Annotated in this window: 15 protein-coding genes and 1 pseudogene; 12 read left to right on the plus strand and 4 right to left on the minus strand. The window is 65.4% G+C overall.

The window, feature by feature from the left end; all coding sequences use genetic code 11:
* Positions 1-6: 6 nt before the first annotated feature.
* On the plus strand, positions 7-1488 hold the full coding sequence (locus I0Q12_RS16945; RefSeq protein WP_231610859.1) for a lipopolysaccharide biosynthesis protein: 1482 nt from the start codon (positions 7-9) through the stop codon (positions 1486-1488).
* On the opposite strand, the gene I0Q12_RS16950 is transcribed toward I0Q12_RS16945, so the two are convergent.
* Positions 1485-2657, minus strand: coding sequence for a glycosyltransferase (locus tag I0Q12_RS16950; RefSeq protein WP_197253008.1), 1173 nt, complete (start codon positions 2655-2657; stop codon positions 1485-1487). The genes I0Q12_RS16945 and I0Q12_RS16950 overlap by 4 nt on opposite strands.
* 229 nt (positions 2658-2886) lie before the next feature.
* On the opposite strand from I0Q12_RS16950, the gene I0Q12_RS16955 reads away from it, so the two are divergent.
* Positions 2887-3384, plus strand: a complete 498-nt coding sequence (locus tag I0Q12_RS16955) for a YdcF family protein (protein ID WP_248676282.1) — start codon at positions 2887-2889, stop codon at positions 3382-3384.
* A gap of 10 nt (positions 3385-3394) precedes the next feature.
* Positions 3395-4009: a serine acetyltransferase gene (locus I0Q12_RS16960; protein WP_197253009.1), complete on the plus strand. Its 615-nt coding sequence runs from the start codon at positions 3395-3397 to the stop codon at positions 4007-4009.
* A 400-nt stretch (positions 4010-4409) separates the two neighbouring features.
* On the opposite strand, the pseudogene I0Q12_RS33055 reads toward I0Q12_RS16960, so the two are convergent.
* The 3 genes and pseudogenes from I0Q12_RS33055 to I0Q12_RS16975 all read right to left on the minus strand — a co-directional run.
* A pseudogene (locus I0Q12_RS33055) lies at positions 4410-5300 on the minus strand (oligosaccharide flippase family protein); the annotation flags it as partial.
* A complete protein-coding gene (locus tag I0Q12_RS16970; protein WP_197253010.1) occupies positions 5297-6205 on the minus strand; it encodes a glycosyltransferase family A protein in 909 nt (302 codons plus the stop codon). The gene I0Q12_RS16970 and the pseudogene I0Q12_RS33055, both read right to left, overlap by 4 nt.
* Positions 6202-7470 carry a hypothetical protein gene (locus tag I0Q12_RS16975; protein ID WP_248676281.1) on the minus strand — a complete coding sequence of 423 codons (1269 nt, stop codon included), beginning with the start codon at positions 7468-7470 and terminating at the stop codon, positions 6202-6204. The genes I0Q12_RS16970 and I0Q12_RS16975 overlap by 4 nt, the downstream gene beginning before the upstream one ends.
* A 73-nt stretch (positions 7471-7543) precedes the next feature.
* On the opposite strand from I0Q12_RS16975, the gene I0Q12_RS16980 reads away from it, so the two are divergent.
* The 9 genes from I0Q12_RS16980 to I0Q12_RS17020 all read left to right on the plus strand — a co-directional run bounded on the left by I0Q12_RS16980 (position 7544) and on the right by I0Q12_RS17020 (position 17472).
* Positions 7544-8092, plus strand: a complete 549-nt coding sequence (locus I0Q12_RS16980; protein WP_197253011.1) for a WcaF family extracellular polysaccharide biosynthesis acetyltransferase — start codon at positions 7544-7546, stop codon at positions 8090-8092.
* A gap of 3 nt (positions 8093-8095) precedes the next feature.
* Positions 8096-9247 carry a glycosyltransferase gene (locus tag I0Q12_RS34925; RefSeq protein ID WP_197253012.1) on the plus strand — a complete coding sequence of 384 codons (1152 nt, stop codon included), beginning with the start codon at positions 8096-8098 and terminating at the stop codon, positions 9245-9247.
* Complete coding sequence (locus I0Q12_RS16990; protein WP_197253013.1) at positions 9244-9900, plus strand: SGNH/GDSL hydrolase family protein; 657 nt, start codon at positions 9244-9246, stop codon at positions 9898-9900. The genes I0Q12_RS34925 and I0Q12_RS16990 overlap by 4 nt, the downstream gene beginning before the upstream one ends.
* 302 nt (positions 9901-10202) lie before the next feature.
* Positions 10203-10892, plus strand: coding sequence for an SGNH/GDSL hydrolase family protein (locus I0Q12_RS16995; protein ID WP_248674951.1), 690 nt, complete (start codon positions 10203-10205; stop codon positions 10890-10892).
* Complete coding sequence (locus tag I0Q12_RS17000) at positions 10889-12190, plus strand: Wzz/FepE/Etk N-terminal domain-containing protein (protein ID WP_197253015.1); 1302 nt, start codon at positions 10889-10891, stop codon at positions 12188-12190. Before I0Q12_RS16995 ends, I0Q12_RS17000 begins: the two co-directional genes overlap by 4 nt.
* Positions 12187-13410 carry a hypothetical protein gene (locus tag I0Q12_RS17005; protein WP_197253016.1) on the plus strand — a complete coding sequence of 408 codons (1224 nt, stop codon included), beginning with the start codon at positions 12187-12189 and terminating at the stop codon, positions 13408-13410. The genes I0Q12_RS17000 and I0Q12_RS17005 overlap by 4 nt, the downstream gene beginning before the upstream one ends.
* Before the next feature lie 141 nt (positions 13411-13551).
* Positions 13552-14307 carry a hypothetical protein gene (locus I0Q12_RS17010; protein WP_197253017.1) on the plus strand — a complete coding sequence of 252 codons (756 nt, stop codon included), beginning with the start codon at positions 13552-13554 and terminating at the stop codon, positions 14305-14307.
* Positions 14304-15701, plus strand: a complete 1398-nt coding sequence (locus I0Q12_RS17015) for an O-antigen ligase (RefSeq protein WP_197253018.1) — start codon at positions 14304-14306, stop codon at positions 15699-15701. The genes I0Q12_RS17010 and I0Q12_RS17015 overlap by 4 nt, the downstream gene beginning before the upstream one ends.
* A 58-nt stretch (positions 15702-15759) precedes the next feature.
* Complete coding sequence (locus tag I0Q12_RS17020; protein WP_197253019.1) at positions 15760-17472, plus strand: DUF4082 domain-containing protein; 1713 nt, start codon at positions 15760-15762, stop codon at positions 17470-17472.
* Positions 17473-17490: the final 18 nt, after the last annotated feature.

Below are 17490 nucleotides of genomic sequence, written 5' to 3' on the forward strand. Positions count from 1 at the left end.
GTGACCATGGCCGACGGTGGTCTGTCCTGGGGAATCCGTTGGAGCGGCATCTCGATGGTGGGGCGGGAAGTTTCGCGGATGGTGTTCGCGATTCTGCTCGCCCGGCTGATCGGTCCGGAGGCTTTCGGCATCGTCGCCCAGGCGCTGGTGTACATCGGAGTGATCGGGTTGCTCCTGGATCAGGGCTTCTCCAGCGCACTGATCCAGCGTGAGCACGTGGAACCCGACATGCCGGGTGCTGTCGTCACGGTCAACCTGGGGGTCGGAGCGGCCTTCACACTCCTCACCATCGCCATTGCCCCCTGGTGGGCGTCCTTCATGCAGACCCCGGAGCTCGCTGTAGTTCTCGCGACACTGGCGCCGTGCCTGATCATCCGCGCGGCCTCCATCACCCCGCGGGCGATGCTTCAACGCGACATGGAGTTTCGCAGGATCGGCATCGCCGACATCACAGCAGCAATGGCCGGCGGCGCGGCCGGATTGTGCGTCGCGCTTGCCGGGGGAAGCTATTGGGCGCTCGTGGTGCAGATCCTCATCACCGATATCGTGCTGTTCGTGGTATTCCTCCTGGTGGGTGCCGGGCGGTGGCCGAACCTTCACTTTCGTCGCCTCCGCGAGATTGCCGCATTTTCCCTGCGAGCCTTCGCGGCCGGAATTCTGATCAATTCCGTGTCCCGCAACATCGACAATCTGCTGGTCGGGCGGTTCCACGGACCTCAGGCACTCGCCTTCTACGGCTTGGCATATCGACTGCTCCTGCTGCCGGTCCAGCTCGCCTCCATCACCGTCGGCGCCGTGCTGTTTCCCGTCTTCTCCCGGCTCGCAGACGATCTCGCTGCACTGCGAAAGGAATTGGCACGAGCGACCCGTACCGACGCCACCCTGGCATTGCCCGTCATGACATTCGCGGCCGTGGCTGCGCCCCAACTGGTGCTCGTGCTCTTCGGTCCGCAGTGGAACCCGGCGGTATCCATCGTCCAGGTTCTCGCTCTCGCCGGAGCGATGCAGGCGATCTATCAGCCGTCGACCGCGCCGCTGATGCTCGGACTCGGACACGCCACCCTCAACCTTCGATACGCGTGGCTCACCACCGCGGTGTCCACGGCGGGGATCGTGGCGGGACTGCCGTTCGGCCCGTTCGGAGTCGCCGCCGGATACAGTCTCGCCACCGCGTTTCTCGTCCCGGTCGAGTGGTTGATCCGGCGGCGGCTTCTCGCTGTCGGCCTGCGGGATCAGATCGGACTACTGATTCCGGGCGCCCACACGGCCACGTGGGTCGGCGCGACGTACCTGTTGATCGCCATCGCTGTACCCGGCCATGAACTCGTGGTGCTCGGGTTCGGATCACTCGCGGCCGCAGCCGCAGGTGGAGTTACTCTGCGCCTTGCCCATCCGGCGCAGTACGCCGAGCTTCGACACATCATCGGACGGGTGCTGGGCGTCGAAGACCGTCCCGCACCGGTGCCGCAACAGTCGACGCGCAGCTAGCCGACAGCGGCGTCCACCACCGGTCGCATCCGCCGTTCCCACGACACTGCGTCGATGAACGCCTGGCGATGTTGCTCCGTCGCGCTGCCCATTCCGAGGACCTGTGTCAGGCTCTTCGCCCAGTCTTCCCGCCGGCAGATGCGCACCCGTTCATCGTCGACGCCGTGGACAGGCGGGAGATCGACCGACAGTACGGGCAGACCCGCGGCCAGGTATTCGTAGAGCTTGAGCGGGGACATCGCCCGGATACAGGGGTCGTCGCGGTGCGGGATCATTCCGACGTCGCAGGCCTGCACCATCGCAGCCAGTTCGTCCTGACCCACCGGGTCGAACACGTGCACACGATCGAGGGAACGCAACCACTCGATGGTCTGCGTATCCCCGGGATACCCGATCATGACAACGGAACCCACCATGCTCGCCGTCGATTCCACGAGGGCACGGTCGAGGCGGTCGTCGATCGTGCCCGTGTAGACCACGCGAGGCCGAGGCAATGACGCGATGCGATCGGCGGCAGGGCGCCTCGGGCGCCAGACATCGGCTATGACCCCGTTGGGGACGACCTCCGTTCGCGGCGACAGACGGTCCGCCAGTTCCTCGGATACCGCGAAGATCGCAGCGCAACGACGATCGATGCGCCGGTAGGCCTCCCGATAGACGTCCCACCATTTGGCCACCCCCTCCCCGGTCGCCCAGTCGTCCTGTCCGAAGTACACGATCCGACTGATCCACGCGGAGTCACAGAACGCCGCCGCGAACGGGTGATAGGTGACCAGGGCCGCCGAATCGGGGGCGGGCTCCCGCTCACCGCGACTGCGGGCCAGGGCACGGCCGAGCACCTCACCGTAACGTCGATAGGAACGCTCGACGGTGCCGATATCGGATGCGTCATCGGTCCGCAGCCGGTGGGGCCGAACACGAATCGCGTCCCGCCCCGCGACCGAAATGTCCTCGATGAGCCGAACCGGCCGCCGCCGCGCCGCCGACACCACGTAGGAACGCCAGGGATCGGCGACCATCAATCGTCCGATCCGCGAATCGTGAGCAAGCGCCAGCAGCGTCTGGTCCGGTGGCCGGCAGAATTCACGACCGACCGCGTCGTCGAACATCTCGTACGAGAACCCGAAGAACACATCCGGCCGAGGAGACGCCTCATGGCTTGGCTCCATACCCTCCGATGATAGGTCGATCGCGTCCGGGACGGTCGCAGATCGTGCCGCGACCGCGAGAGCGAGCCTGTGCGTTCCGGTTTCGACGCGCATCCGAAGTAATCGGCTGTTCGGGGTCGTTAGACTGGCCGGGAGTCACCGACCTCGGCTCGGAACGGAGAACACGTGGGTGACGCTTCGAAACACACGGTCTCGCCTCCGACTTGCGGCGGCATCGATCTGCTTCCTGGTGATCGCCTCACTGATCGCCGGGTTGCCGGTCTATGTACGACCGCAGATCGATTCGCTGCGGCCCGCCGACGCGATCTTCGTCCTCGGCGGAGACGACTGGCGCCGCCACACTCTCGGTGTCGAACTCGGAATGGAAGGATGGGCCCCGAGAGTCGTTCTGTCCCATCCCGACGGACCCGGCGAAGACTGGGCCGCCGAGAACTGCGGAAAGGAGTTTCCCGGCTTCGAACTGGACTGCTTCCTTCCCGATCCACCGACGACGCGCGGCGAAGCACGCGAACTGGGCCGTATGGCCGAGCAGTACGGCTGGGATCGGGTGATCGTGGTGACGTTCGTACCGCACATCTCCCGCGCCAGATTCATCCTCGAGCGATGCTTCGACGGTGAGCTGATCATGATCGCGAGCCCGGCGGATCTGCCGCCCTGGCGATGGGCATCCGAGTACGTGTATCAGACAGCGGGATTCCTCAAGGCCGAACTCGAGCCGGGATGCTGAGGGCCGGACGATGCGACGGAACCGGGCGCTGCTCATACGGTGTGCACGAATCTGGGCATACCCGCTGTGGTGGGTCGGTGCCCACTCCGACGCGGCCGACACCATCGCCGAGGACGTCGACTGGTGGATGCGCTGCATCGACAACGACGATCTGCTGAGGCTCGACGATTACTCGCGGTTCGCCTATCTGTCCGGCGCGCTCACCGAGTTCCGAACGCTCGTCCATTTCCGTCTTCGGTCCACACCACTACTGGTGCAGATGGTGATGCGCGCGGTGTACCGCCCCGCACCGACTCTCACCCTCGAGGCGAACCGGATCGGGCCGGGCCTGTTCATCCAGCACGGCGTCGGCACGATCGTGACCGCCGAGTCGATCGGACGTCATTGCTGGATCAACCAGCAAGTCACCATCGGCCACGACGCACGGGGACGACCCACTCTCGGCAACGATGTGCGGGTCGGTGCGGGCGCGATCGTGATCGGGCCCGTCACCCTGCACGACGGGGCAGTTGTGGGTGCGAACGCGACCGTGATTCACGACGTGCCTCCCGGTACGACCGTCGTGGCCCCACCTGCCACCCCGCTCGATCTGCACCGTCGGTCATTCGACGACGAACAAGCCTAGGGACCCACAAGAGATCCGGAAGCACCTGCGCGAGGTAGACGCCCAGCGCCGCGGCGCACACGACTCCCACAGCGCCGAACGGCCCCGCGAGCATGCACCCCAGACCCACGCCGATCGCCGCCATCACGACCGTCCACAACGCCTGCCACCGGGCTTCCCCCGGGATGACCAGCAGTACACTCGCCGGAAAATGCACGGCCTGCGCCACCAGTAACAGGCCGAATGCCAACGCGAGCATCGCCGGCACGTCTATCTGCCCGCCGGAGAGGACGTCCGCCGCCCACGGACCGAGCAGCGTCAGTCCGATGGTTGCGCCCGCGGCGCCCACGGCGAAAACTGCCGTGAGCCGCCACCACATCCGGATCGTCCCCTCGGCGGCGCCCTGCCGCTTCACGAAGACCGGCCAATAGGCCAGTCCGGCCGTCGAGATCACCGACCAGACCACACCGTAGATCTGCGCCATCACCGCGTACTCCGACAGGTCCGCCGGCGTGGACAGATGCGCCAGAAGCACCCGACCTGTTTGTAATCCGACCGCCGTACCGACCCCGACGACGAACAGCCATCCACTCCCCGCAAGCAACCGGGTTCCGGTGTTCGATGCAGAGACCCGCGCAAAGGCCGACCATCCCAGGCCGCTCGCGCGCAGCGCCAGTACGGTTCCAAGGATCTGCCCAGCTAGCAGGCCGCCCAATGCCGAGACCGCATACCAGATTTCGTCCGCTCGGATCGCGTACAGCGTCAGGGTGATGACCAGAGCAGCGGCCGGGCAGCTCATCTGGATCACTGTCGCCGAAGGAATCCGGCCGATGCCGATCAGGATCCGCAACCCGAGACCGGCAGGAATCGTGAAGGCGAACAGACATGCGGCGACCGTGATCGCCCAGCGATCCGCCGGGCCGCTGGAGATGCCCACCAATACCGTCCAACCGTCGAGTGCCATCACGATCAGGGCGACGGCCACCGTCGCGCCCGCAACGGCGAACAGGACGCGGTAGGCACGCCTGATCACATCGGCCGCACCCGGATCGTCACCGTTGTCCTGAAGTCTCGAACCGGCACTCAGCACCGTCGCGCCGATACCGAGGTCGGCGAACGGCACCAGCAACGTGATCGTGGCGACGAGTGACACCAATCCGAAGACCGCCGACCCGGTTTCGTGCGCGATCACGGCCGTGTTGGCCAGCCCCAGAACGGCGACCACCGGAGTACCCACGATGCGGTAGAGCGTTCCGCGAACGAGGGCACGGCGTTCGTCGTGCGTGAGACGGTCGCTGCCCGTCGCCATCATCGAACCGGCGCGAGGACGGCGCGCACGAGTGTGCGTGCGGCACCGAGGATCGCATACGAGACAGCGAACGGCCCGGGTCTCCCGTATCGGATCGCCGACCACGTCGAGCGTCCCACTCCGGCAAACGATCGCGCCGACACCGCTGCACTCACCGGACTCGTGCTGAGATAGTCACCGCGCACACGCGCTGATTCCCCGCCCAGATACCTCAATCCCCAGGCCAGATACTCGTCGGTGCGGTCCGTCGAAGCCCGGGAGAAGGACGGGTCGCCCACGTTGTAGGTGCTCAGCACTTCGGGATGATGAATCAGGCGCACATCGGGGACAGCGCGCCGGATCCGCAGCAGCCAGCTCGCCTCTTCGTGCGGCGCGTCCGGATCCACGTCCCACGGCACGAAGTGCACGAGCTCTTTGGGAAAGCACAGGGTCGAGGTCTGCAGAGCGGCGCCACCCATCGTGAATCCGGTGAACCGGTACAGGTACTCCGCTATCGATTGGTCCGATGACGCCAGGCGACGCGGCCAGATGCGCCGCCGGTCTCCGGGACCGACCACAACCATCCGTGACGATGCGATCCAGGGTGTCCCCGCCCCCACATCGTTCGCGACGGCTGCCAACTGGCGTTCGAGCTTGACCCGGCACCACTCGTCGTCGTCGTCGAGTAGCGCGATGACTTCACCGTGGGTGGCGGCGATACCGATTTGCCGGCACCGGGCGGGTCCCGCATTACCCCCGCTGCGGAGCAGCACAATGCGATCGTCGGGAGGCACCGTCACCGGCAGTTCGGTATCGGCCACGACGATGATCTCGTCGACCGGATATGTCTGCTCGAGGACGGATCGCACCGCCCGGTCCAGAGAAGGCCGGGACAAGGTGGGAATCACGACGCTCACAGTCGGTCTCACGACGAATCCGGTGCGACGGATACGGACCGGCGGAAGTGCACAGCGCAGTAGAAGAGCGCGATGCACGCGAACTCCGCGATCATGTTGTATGTCCAGGGCGCATAGAGCAGATCCCAGATTCCCTGGAAGGCTACTGTCACCACGAGCGGTGTCCACCGTCCGAAGCGGGAGCTGTTCCACACCACGCCGAGGCAGGCGACCAGCAGCCACAGCGGCAGCAGAACCGCAAGGACGCCGCCCTCCACCCACGAACCCAGCAGGATCGAATGCGTTGCCGAGTAGTCGCTCGGCGGTAGACGCCAGTAGAGGTCGAACGGAAACCCGGGGTCGAAGCCCATCCTGATCGCCAGGTGCTCGGCCTGTGTGTACAAGTCCGGAGTCAGGTTGAACGCACTGCCCCATCCCAGGAACGGTCGCTCGAGAATCGCCGTGATGTTCATCGGCAGTTCGGTGCGTCCGGCCAACAGCAACGGCAGGTTCGTGGCTTCCTGCTCCAGTGTCTTCTGCTGCAAGGCGGCTCCGAAAAGCCCCGCTCGAGCGGCGATCGGCATCACCTGGGCGAAGACGAGCCCGAACGCTCCGATTCCCAGGAACTGCCAGACGCGGCCGATCCGGGAGCCGAGGATCTGCCGAGTGCAGACCGTTGCGCCCGCGAGCAGACACACGAGGGCGTGGGACCGGAAATTCAGCCCCAGGCTCGCCAGCCCGAGCACCATGAGTGCCGCCCCCTGCAGCAAGGGAGGTACGCGGGCGGTCGTCATCCCGAAGAGCACCAGAATCGTCACCGCATGAGCGATACCGTATTTCCACAGGTCCGGAATGCTTCCGGTCCGGGTCAGTTCGATGCCCTGAGTGAGAAAGAAAATCATTGTGCCGGTGGCGATTCCGGCGAGGACCGTGGCGATCGCATCGATCGAACGCGCGGTGAGAACCGTCAGGCCGACGAGGTAGAGCAGAATTGCCGGAAACGCAGTTGCATTCGGCCACAGCAGGCTTACGTCGTTGACAGCACACGAGACGAGAAACGACAACGATCCCACGAGAGCCAGAACGATCGGGAGCAGATCGACTCCCCGATGCTTCATCAGCAGGAATCCGGGTGCGAGCAGGAGACAGACCAGCGACAATCCGGTGACGGTGAAGTTCGCCAGCTGAATGCCCGACGTGGCACCGGCGGCCAACAGCAGTACCCGGGCCAGCACCCGGATGTGGGCGGTCCGCCGTTCCGCCACGGTGCGGACGGATGCTCTCGCGAGAACTGTCACGTAATGCCCCTCGCTCGGAGCCGAACACGGCGTACCCTCTCGAAGTGTAGTGCCGTGCCCTGCGGAGGTGTGTGTGTCCGCTGCACAATCGAAGCGATCGTTGCGATCCCGGCGAGGTCACTCCTACGACAAGGGCCGCGGTTTCGCGGCCCAGGCCCTCTGGGTCGTGGTATCGACGCTGATCTTCACCCAGGTGTGGTGTCCGGCCCGCCTGCGGTGCACCCTGCTGCGCTTGTTCGGCGCCGAGATCGGTACCGGCGTGCTCATCAGGCATCGCGTGAATGTCCAATGGCCCTGGAAGCTTACGATCGGCAACGATTCGTGGATCGGAACGAACGCCGACCTCTACAACCTCGACGAGATCGTCATCGGCTCGGATGTCTGCGTTTCGCAGTACGCATATCTGTGTACCGGAAGCCACGACCGGCAATCGCCGACCTTCGAATTCGACAACGGTCCGATTGTCATCGAGGACGGGGTCTGGCTGTGCGCCGGTGCCACCGTCCTGCGGGGAGTGACCGTCGGCGCGAATTCGGTCGTGGGCGCAAGGGCACTCGTGACGTCGGACGTTCCTCCCGATTCACTCGTGCGTGCTCCTCGTGCGATCGTCACCCCGGGATGATTCGTGCGCATCCTCCAGGTTGTCACGCTTCTCGATCCCGACGGCGCATACGGGGGACCGGCCCGCGTCGCGCTCAACCAGAGTGCGGAACTGATCGACCGGGGCCACGAAGTGACGGTCGCCGCCGGCACCCGCGGCTACCGGGTGCCACCGAACCGGGTCGACGGCGTTCCGGTACGCCTCTTCACTGCTCGAACCCTCGTTCCCGGAACGGGGTTCGCAGGTGTCGGCGCGCCCGGTCTGCAACGATGGTTCCACCACAACCGGACCGGCTTCGATGTCGTCCACATCCACCTCGGTCGTGATCTCGTGGTTCTTCCCGTGGCGGTGTGCGCGCGACGTCACGAAATCCCCTATGCGGTCCAGACCCACGGCATGATCATTCCGTCCCGCCATCCGCTCGCCGGTCCGCTCGACGCCGTGTGGACGCGCAAGGTGCTGCTGGCCGCCGGGGCGGTGTTCCACCTGACGCCGCTGGAGAAGGACCAGTTGGACGCCGTGACGCGAACCAGGTCCGTTCCCGCCCGCCCCCGGTTCGTGGAACTCGGAAACGGCGTCCCCATCTATCCGCCGCGCCCATCGAACACCCCTCCCCGATCGAACACGAAACCTCCCGAGGTCCTCTTCGTTGCGCGCATCCATGCACGCAAGCGCCCGACGGCGTTCGTGGAGACTGCGAGAGCGCTGCTGTCCTCGGGAGTCGACGCGCGGTTCACCCTCATCGGGCCCGACGGAGGCGACGGCCGGGCGTTGCGCACCGCACTCGCGGCCGCGCCGGATGCCCGAATCTCGTGGGAAGGAGCTCTCGACCCTGCCGATGTTCCCCGCAGAATGGCCGAGGCGAGCGTGTACGTACTGCCCGCGGTCCGCGAGCCGTACCCGATGTCGGTGCTGGAGGCGATGTCCGTCGGCCTTCCCGTCGTGGTGACACGCGACTGCGGACTGGCACCCCTGATCGAGCGAACCGGTAGCGGTATCGTCGCGGACCCTGCGGTTCCAGCCCTGGTCGAAGCAGTTGCAACCCTGCTCACGAACGACTCCCTGGCACGCGCGATGGGCGAGAACGGACGCCGTACCGTGCAGGTTCACCAGGGCATGCCCGCAGTCGCCGACAGACTGCTCGACACGTACGACAACCTGGTGGGCACGCGATGAAACACGTCGTCACCCTCCCCCGCATTCTGGCGACAGTCGTCGCCGTCGTCCTGATAGGTGGTCTCCTCGCCGCGTCGGGGCTCGCGACGCGCAGCGACGCGGACCGTTCCCCGCTCAGGGTCGCGGTGGTCGGGGACGACTGGTCGGCCGGGTTCCGCAACCGGGTGGTGTGGCCGACGCTCATGGCCGAACGAACGGGATGGTCGGTCGCCAACTTCGCTCTTCCCGACTCCGGCTACGTCGCCGACGGGCAGGGTGGGCACGCCTTCACCTACCAGGTCGACCGAGCGCTACGTGACGACCCGGACGTCGTCCTGATCGTCGGCGGACTCGCGGATACCGGCCTCCCGGAGACGGATGCGATATCCGTGGGGGCGATCGACGCGATCAACAAGAGCATTCTCGCAGGCAAGCGAACGCTCGTCGTCGGGCCATCGTGGTTCGAGTCGCCGCCTCCGGAATCGGTGATCCGGGTGTCCGAGGCCCTGCGGGCCACCGCCGAGCAGGCAGGGGTCCCCTACTTCGATGCGCTCGATCCCCCATTGCTGACCGAGGATCGGATGTGGCCCGATCTCAGTGGTCCCACGGACGCCGGGCAGTCCGAGCTCGCCGACAGTATCGCCGCGTGGGTGCGTACGGAGGTCTCCCGATGACCCGCAGCCGGCGGACGGCGGTGGCCGCAACTGTGCTCGCTGTAGTGATCCTGCTCGGCATCGTCCTGGTCCGCCGCCGAGCCGATGCCCGACGCGTGCGGCGACCGGATTCCGGACGACGACCGGTTTCCGGACCACGGGCGGTTTCCGGACCACGGGCGGTTTCCGGACCACGGGCGGTTTCCGGACCACGGGCGGTTTCCGGACGACGACCGGTTTCCGGAAATGGCCGGACCACGGGCCGGCTCAATCGTTGGGACCTGGCCGCGCTCGTCTCGGCAGCTGCGATCGCCGTCGGCGTCGTGATCGTCGCGGGACCGACGGTCACGACCGATGCCACAGCCGCGTCCACGGACGTCACCCGGCAACAGGTCGCAGAGTACAACCGTCCCTCCGCACTGTTCATCGGCGATTCGTACACTGCAGGGAACGGGCTCGCCGAGATGTCCTACGCGTGTACCACCGCGGTCGAGATGGGCTGGTTGTGCAATCTCTCCGCCGTACCGGGAACCGGGTACATCAGCGGCGGTCCGGCCAACAGATTCGTCGTCGACGAGTACTCGGGCCGATCGACCTCGTTCACCGAACGTATCCCCCGGCTGGCCACCGTCCACGATCCCGATGTCGTCGTGCTCGACGGTGGTCGAAACGATCTCTTTCCGCCTTCGGAGGACGTCTACCGGGAAATGGTGGCGACCATCGAGGACGTCCGGCGGACATGGCCCGAGGCCGCGGTGGTCTTCGTCAGGCCCCGCTTCCTCACCGATCCCGCGGACGATCTCGGATTCGACGACGCATTCATCGCTCGGCTCGCCACCGAACCTGCCGCCCAGGACGTGCTGTTCGTCGATCCCATCGCATCGATGATCGATCGGGACACGTCGAGATTGCTCGCCGAAGACCGTAGGCACCCGAACGCGCTGGGATCCCAGGCGATAGGCGCGGCACTGACCGAATCGCTCGAACCTCTCGAACAGCAGGTCCGGCCATGACAGGACCGATCGCCGAATACGTCCGGGTACTACGCGAGCGATGGCGCTGGCTCGTGTGGGGTGCGCTGCTCGCACTGGCCGCGACCACCCTGTTCCTGTTCATCCGACCTCCTCTGTACCGTTACGACGCAACCGTTTTCGTTCGCACACCCGGAGACGTGAGCCGGGTTCTCGACGGAGGCGACTCCTATGCCCAGGGACGCGCCCGCACCTATGCCGCGTTGGCCCGCAGCAATGACCTCGCGGCCCGCGTGGTCGCCGATCTCGGACTCGAGGTCACCCCTACGGAGCTGTCGGAGCGGGTGACGGCACACAATCCGTCCGGGACCGCGCTCATCGATTTCGAATTCGGAGCCCGCTCCCCCACCGAGGCCGATCGGATCGCGACGGTACTACTTTCCGAACTGGCGGCAACCGTTCGCACGTTGGAGTCGGTTCCCGGATCACTGGTTCCCCGAGCCGAATTGGTGGTGGTCGACACGCCGACGCCCGCCGCCCGCGTTGTGTTCCTCGGGGCGACGGTCCCGGTCACCCTGCTCGCGGCGGCTGTGGCCGGTCTGGTTCTCGGCGCGACCGCAGCGGTGCTACGTTCGCTTTTCGACCGTTCGATCCGAGACCCGCTCGATGCCGCACGAATCTCCGGGCGGCCGTTGATCGGCTCGATCCGCGGTGGTCCCGCCGACGAACTCACGCCGGAGGTGCGGGCGATCCTGCATCGTTTGCTCGCCGCCCTACCGCAGCCCGGACGCGGGGTGATCACGGTGGTCGGCGCCGGCCCAGGCCCGACCACGTCGGATTCGGCCGTCGCCCTGGCGTCGGTATTCACCGCGCACGGTGATTCGGTGGTCCTGGTCGATCTCGACTTCCGAGACGCCGACTCGACCTCGCTGCTGTCCGGGCTCGATGTGCCGGGAATTTCCGACCTCGCGCGTGGGGACGCGGCAGCGTCGAACGCCGTTGTCCGAACACCGGCCGGCGACTTCGTGGGCGTGGGCACCACACCGGGCGATCTCGGGAGTCCTGCGGCGTCCGCCGCGCTTCGCAGTACGCTCCACGAGCTTCGTGAGCTGTACGCGTTCGTGGTGCTGGCCTGTCCTTCGGTGACGACCGCCGCGACGATCGAGGCCGAATCCGATGTGGCAGTGCTCGCGGTAAGAGAGAATGCCACCACGGAGGAACAGCTCCGGCAGGTCTCACCACTACTGCCGGCGAATACGGTCGTGCTGTTCGACGCGCGGGCTCGGTCGAATTCGATCCGTAAATCCGAGGCCGACAAGCGGATCGAGGCCACAGATTGAGATCGAATGCATTCCTCGCCGAAACGAGGCCCTACCGGAGGACGTTCGTCGTCGTCACGATAGTCGTGATCGCCATCGGTGCCGTGTGGCTGTTGCTGACCCCGAGCCGATACGTATCGACCGCCAGGCTGATGGTGTCGATCGAAGGTTCCACGACGGCAACTGCCTACCAGAACGACGAGGTCGTCTCCGGAAGAGTGAATTCCTATGTCGCTCTGCTGACCAGCGAAGTCGTAAGCAATCTCGTCGTCGACGCGCTCGCTGTGCCGATGAGCGCTCAGCAGGTGGCCGGCAAGGTCAGCGCAACGATCGTCCCACCGAAGACCTCCCTCATCGACGTCGCGGTCACCGACGAAGACCCCGAACGAGCGCGCCTTCTGGCCGACACGGTCACACGTGAGTTCGTCCGATACGTCGATGTTCTGGAGACACCCACCGGTGAAGACGATCAGAAAGTCGAAACCACGATCGTTTCGACAGCATCGGAGCCACGACAGTCGTGGACCGAACGCGCAGGTCTCGCCACCGCAGTAGTGCTCTTCGGTCTGTTACTCGGTAGCGTCGCGGCATGGATCCGGGCTCGAACCGACCCGCTCGTACGAACCGCGCGCTGCGCCGCCGAAGTATCCGGCGCTCCGGTGCTCGTACGCGTCCAAGGTACCGGTACGCCGACGGACGACGAACTCGACGAGTATCGCCGACTGCGGTTGCGTCTGCGCTCCTTCACCCGGCGACGTGCCGGGCCGGACGACCGGTCGGCGGTCTGGGTCCTGGCGTCCCCGAACGGCGAGGCCGATACGGCAGTGGTCGCGTCGAATCTCGGTCAGGTCATGATCTCGGCCGGTGACCGTGCGGTCGTTCTCGACTACGACGAGAGCGCGATTCGAGATCGGTCCCCCCTACAAGAACAGTCGAGAGGACCCTCTGCACGCGGATTGTCCGATTCTCCTCCCTCCGGTGAAAGCGGCTTCCGGGGTGCCGATCCCGAATCGATGATCGAAGATCTGCGTATCGACGGAACAACCGTCGTCGTCGCGGTGAGCCCTGTCCTGTCAACCTGCACGGCATCGATAGTCGGTGGGTACGCCGATGGAGTGCTGCTGATCGTCGTACCGGCCGAGACCCGCAGACGGGACCTGGCCCGAGCGACCGAAAGTCTCCGCGACTGTGGGATTTCTCCGGTGGGTGTCGTCCTAGTCGACCGAAGCGGAGTCGACTAGGACGGAATCGACATGCACACAGGGCTCTGTTCGGTAGGGTTGATGCTGGTCGGAGCCCTGAGGGTGGCCGAGTCGTCGAGTGCGGTTCGACGTTGCGTGCGTATCACGTGGTGGCTGAACCGATGACGAGGGAGCATTGACGTGGACCTGTTCGATGTCGCGCGGTCGTGCTTCCGGCGGTGGTATGTCCTGCTTCCGCTACTGGCAATCACGGCGTGGTACAGCTACAGCGTCTACAGTTCCGTGCAGCCCGTCTACTACGCGAACACGATTATCGGTCTGGCTCCCCCGAGTGTCAGGCAGGACGCGCCCACGGCCGGCGGTGAGGTCCGGCGGAACGGCCTGCTCGATGTCGGCGGAGCCTCACTGGTGGCCAATTTGACAGCATTGGGGTTGAGAGAGCCGGCTGTGGTGGACCGCGTTGTGGCAGCCGGAGGCTCACCCGACTACACCGCGAAAGCTTTTCCAACCCCACCCCCGAATCCCCAACTACCCATGGTCTTCGTCGAGCAGACCTCGTCGGACCCCGCCGAAGTGACGAAGACCCTCGAATTGGTGGCGGCGCAGGCCGAAGTGACGCTGCGGACCCTGCAGCAGCAGGCGCGTGTACCCGAGGATCAAATGGTGACGCCGTTCGTCGTCACACCACCGGGAACGCCGGCCGCTGCGATGCCCACCCGCACGCGGTCGACCGTCGCGATCCTCGGTGCCGGTACCGGCCTCTCGATCCTGGTTACCGTGCTTGTCGACGTCCTGATCACCCGGCGGAGATCGGCCGCGTCGACAACACCGAGACCGCCGATCTCCGAGACACCGGGTGACGGTGCGACCCCATACGACCCCGACGCGGAGCGCGGGCGTGCAGCTCCGGACGACGACGCGGTCGATGCCCGATGAAAACCACCTCGTTCGCTGCACTCGGTCGGCATACCGGCGGCTACGCGGACGTGGCCGGCACATCCGGGCAGCGGGAACGCACTCCTTGGTTGCTCTGCTTCCTGTGCCTCCTCATCCCTGCTCTGCCTGCCTATGCAGTTCCGCCGGGGCCGCTCAAGAGCAACGGCTCACCCGCCCGCGTGATCGCCGTGATGCTCTTCGGACTCGCTGTTCTCGGCTTCCTCACGCTGCGGCGCAATACGGATCACCGCACCGTCAATCCCGGCGTGATCGTCGTACTCCTCTTCTTCCTGCTGCTGACACTGGTCTACGGGGTCGGACTGCTCCGCACCGGCGACGCCCTCGTGGAGGCGAACAAGACTCGGGCCATCATCGGCCTCATCGCAAACGTCGGGGTTGCCCTGTTCGTCCTCGTGCGAGTCCACACTGTTCGCCAGCGCACCATCATCCTCGGTTGTCTCACCGCCGGGCTCACTTTCGCGTGCTCTGTCGGTTTGCTCCAGAGCATGCTCTCGCTCGATCTTCGCTTTCTGCTGATGCCACCGGGCTTCGTGGCGAACCTCGAGTCCGAGTACCTCTCTCTCACGGAGCGGATGGGCACCGTCCGCGTGCTCGGAACGTCCGAGCACGCGATCGAGTTCTCCGTTCTCGCTGCCGTGACCGTGCCGATGACGATTCATTTTGCGCGCTTTGCCACGAACCGTACGCTGCGCTGGGCTTCGGCGGTCGCCTGCTGTGTGGCACTGGTTTCCATGCCTGCCGCCATCTCCCGCACCGGGGTGCTTACTCTGCTCGCGTGCCTGCTCGTCTACATGTTCGCGTTCCGGGTGCGCCAACTCCTCGTTGCCGTCGTCGCCGGAACTATCGCAATATTCGGCTACATCGCGTACTTCCCGGAGACGTTCGATGCCTTGTGGAGAACGATCACCGGATCGGTACAAGACGACAGTATTCTGACACGTACGGCCGACTATGCCGCAGTGTCGCAGACCTTTCGTGAACATCCCATCTTCGGCCTCGGTCTCGGGGGCGCGCCCCCGAGTGCATACCCGCTCCTGGACAACGAATGGCTGCGGATGCTCGTCCAGGGCGGCGCCGTAGGCCTCACTGCGATGATCCTGCTGACCGGTGGTGCGATCTTCGCCATCTCGGCGGGCCTACGCCGCGCCGACTCGACTCGGGAACGCGATCAGGCCTACATGATGGGGTCGGTGATGGTCGGAATCCTCGTCTCCAGCACCACCTTCGACCTGTTCTACTACCAACAGGCGACTTTGACGTTCTTCATCGTGTTCGGCCTGCTCTGGTCGACCTACAACATTGCGGTACCGGAACCTGCCACGCCCGGCCGCCACTTCGTCGGGCACGATACCGCCGGGCCGCCGGAAGGCTAGAACAGTGTTCGACCGACGATCGATCGCACGATTGCTCGTGGCTCCGATTCTCGTCGCGATGATCTGCGCCTCCTGCACGCGCATCCCGTCCGAGGAGCCTCGAGTCGTCGATACGGCGGCGGAAAGCATGTGGCCCGACGGATCCGTACCGCCGGTAATCGCAGATCCGAACAGTCGATCGATCGAGCTCGGCACCGAGTTCTCCGCATCCAGCAACGGAACCGTCACGGCAGCAAGGTTTTTCCAAGGGTCCGCGAACACTGCCCCGGTCACGGCGACCCTGTGGTCGACCGACGGCACCGTCCTGGGAACCACACCCATACCCGCCGGGCCGGACGGTTGGCGAGAGATTCCTTTCGACACTCCGATTCCGATACAGGCGGACAGGAACTACGTGATCTCCTATCGCGCCTCGCAGGGAAACCATTCGGCCGATCCCGACGCATTCGATGGGGGTGCAACCGTAGGAACCGGCTGGCTGACCGCACTCCGAGGGCTGTTCACATACGGCAGCGGTATCCCCGATCAGTCGGACGGCGGCACCGCCTATTTCGTCGATGTCGTCTTCGAACCATCGGGTCCGTCGTTACGTCCGGTCGACGGCGGCGACAACTACTACGACATGTTCGACAATTCACTACCGGCGTCCTCGGACTTCTTTCCGCTCGCAATCTGGTTCGCCAAGGTGACCTCTCCCGAGGAGGCCGGCAGCGATCGCGCACTCGGTCTGAACACCTATGTGGAATTGACCGAGGACAGCAACGTTCGCGCAATACGCGACGCCGGAATGTTCGCGCTGCCCAGTCGGGCCGACCCCCTGATGGCCGGTCAGTTCACCACGGACGAGGCGGACATGTGGGCAGGAGCCGGCGAGGCACCGTGGACAGGCCGATTGCCGGGGGAAGGGCCGATCTGCATGCCCGAGGACGCCGAGTGCGGCTACACGGTGATGTCGGCCTTCAGAGACAGGATACCTCCGGACATCCTTGCGTTCACGAATTACGGTAAGGGCGTTACATTCTGGGATACCCGGGATGCGGCCCAGCGGTTCGTCAACGATTTCCAGGATGTCGTTTCCGCGGACAACTACTGGTTCACCGACGAGAGCATCTGTCAGGCGAACGAGGGTGGTGTCCTCAGAACGAACGGACAGACCGATCTCCCCCCTTCGGAATGCCAACTGGCTGCGAACTACGGCGTGACGACGCGACACGTTCGTTCGTTGGTCCAGCCACGCGCGGCCATGCCGGTGTGGAACTTCGTCGAAGTGGGGCAGCCCTTCTCGGAGAGCGCGGAGGCCGGGATCACCGGCCCACAGATCAGAGCCGCGGTCTGGAGCAGCATCATCAACGGCGCACGGGGCATCATCTACTTCGCCCACAACTTCGGAGGTCCTTGCCTGTCGTACAACCTTTTCCGGGACCGGTGCGGAGATGCCATCCGCGGCGAGGTATCGGCGGTCAACAATCAGATCACGAGTCTCGCCCCAGTGCTCAATGCGCCGTTCGTCGACGGATTCGCCAAGACCGACGGGCCCGTCGACGCGGCTACGAAATATCACGACGGCAATCTGTACATCCTCGCCGGATCCACCCGAAACTCGGGCGGCGACGCCACGATTACACTCTCGTGCGGCGATGCGACCCAGGTGGAGGTCCTGGACGAAGGCCGCACGATCCCCGTCGTCGACAAGACCTTTCGCGATTTCTTCGTCGACGGAAACGCAGTTCATCTCTACCGCCTCGACGGAGCCGGCTGCGCCTTCGAATGACGAGGCACCAGCAGTGAC

Source organism: Rhodococcus sp. CX, from assembly GCF_015865005.1.
Lineage (GTDB): Bacteria > Actinomycetota > Actinomycetes > Mycobacteriales > Mycobacteriaceae > Rhodococcus.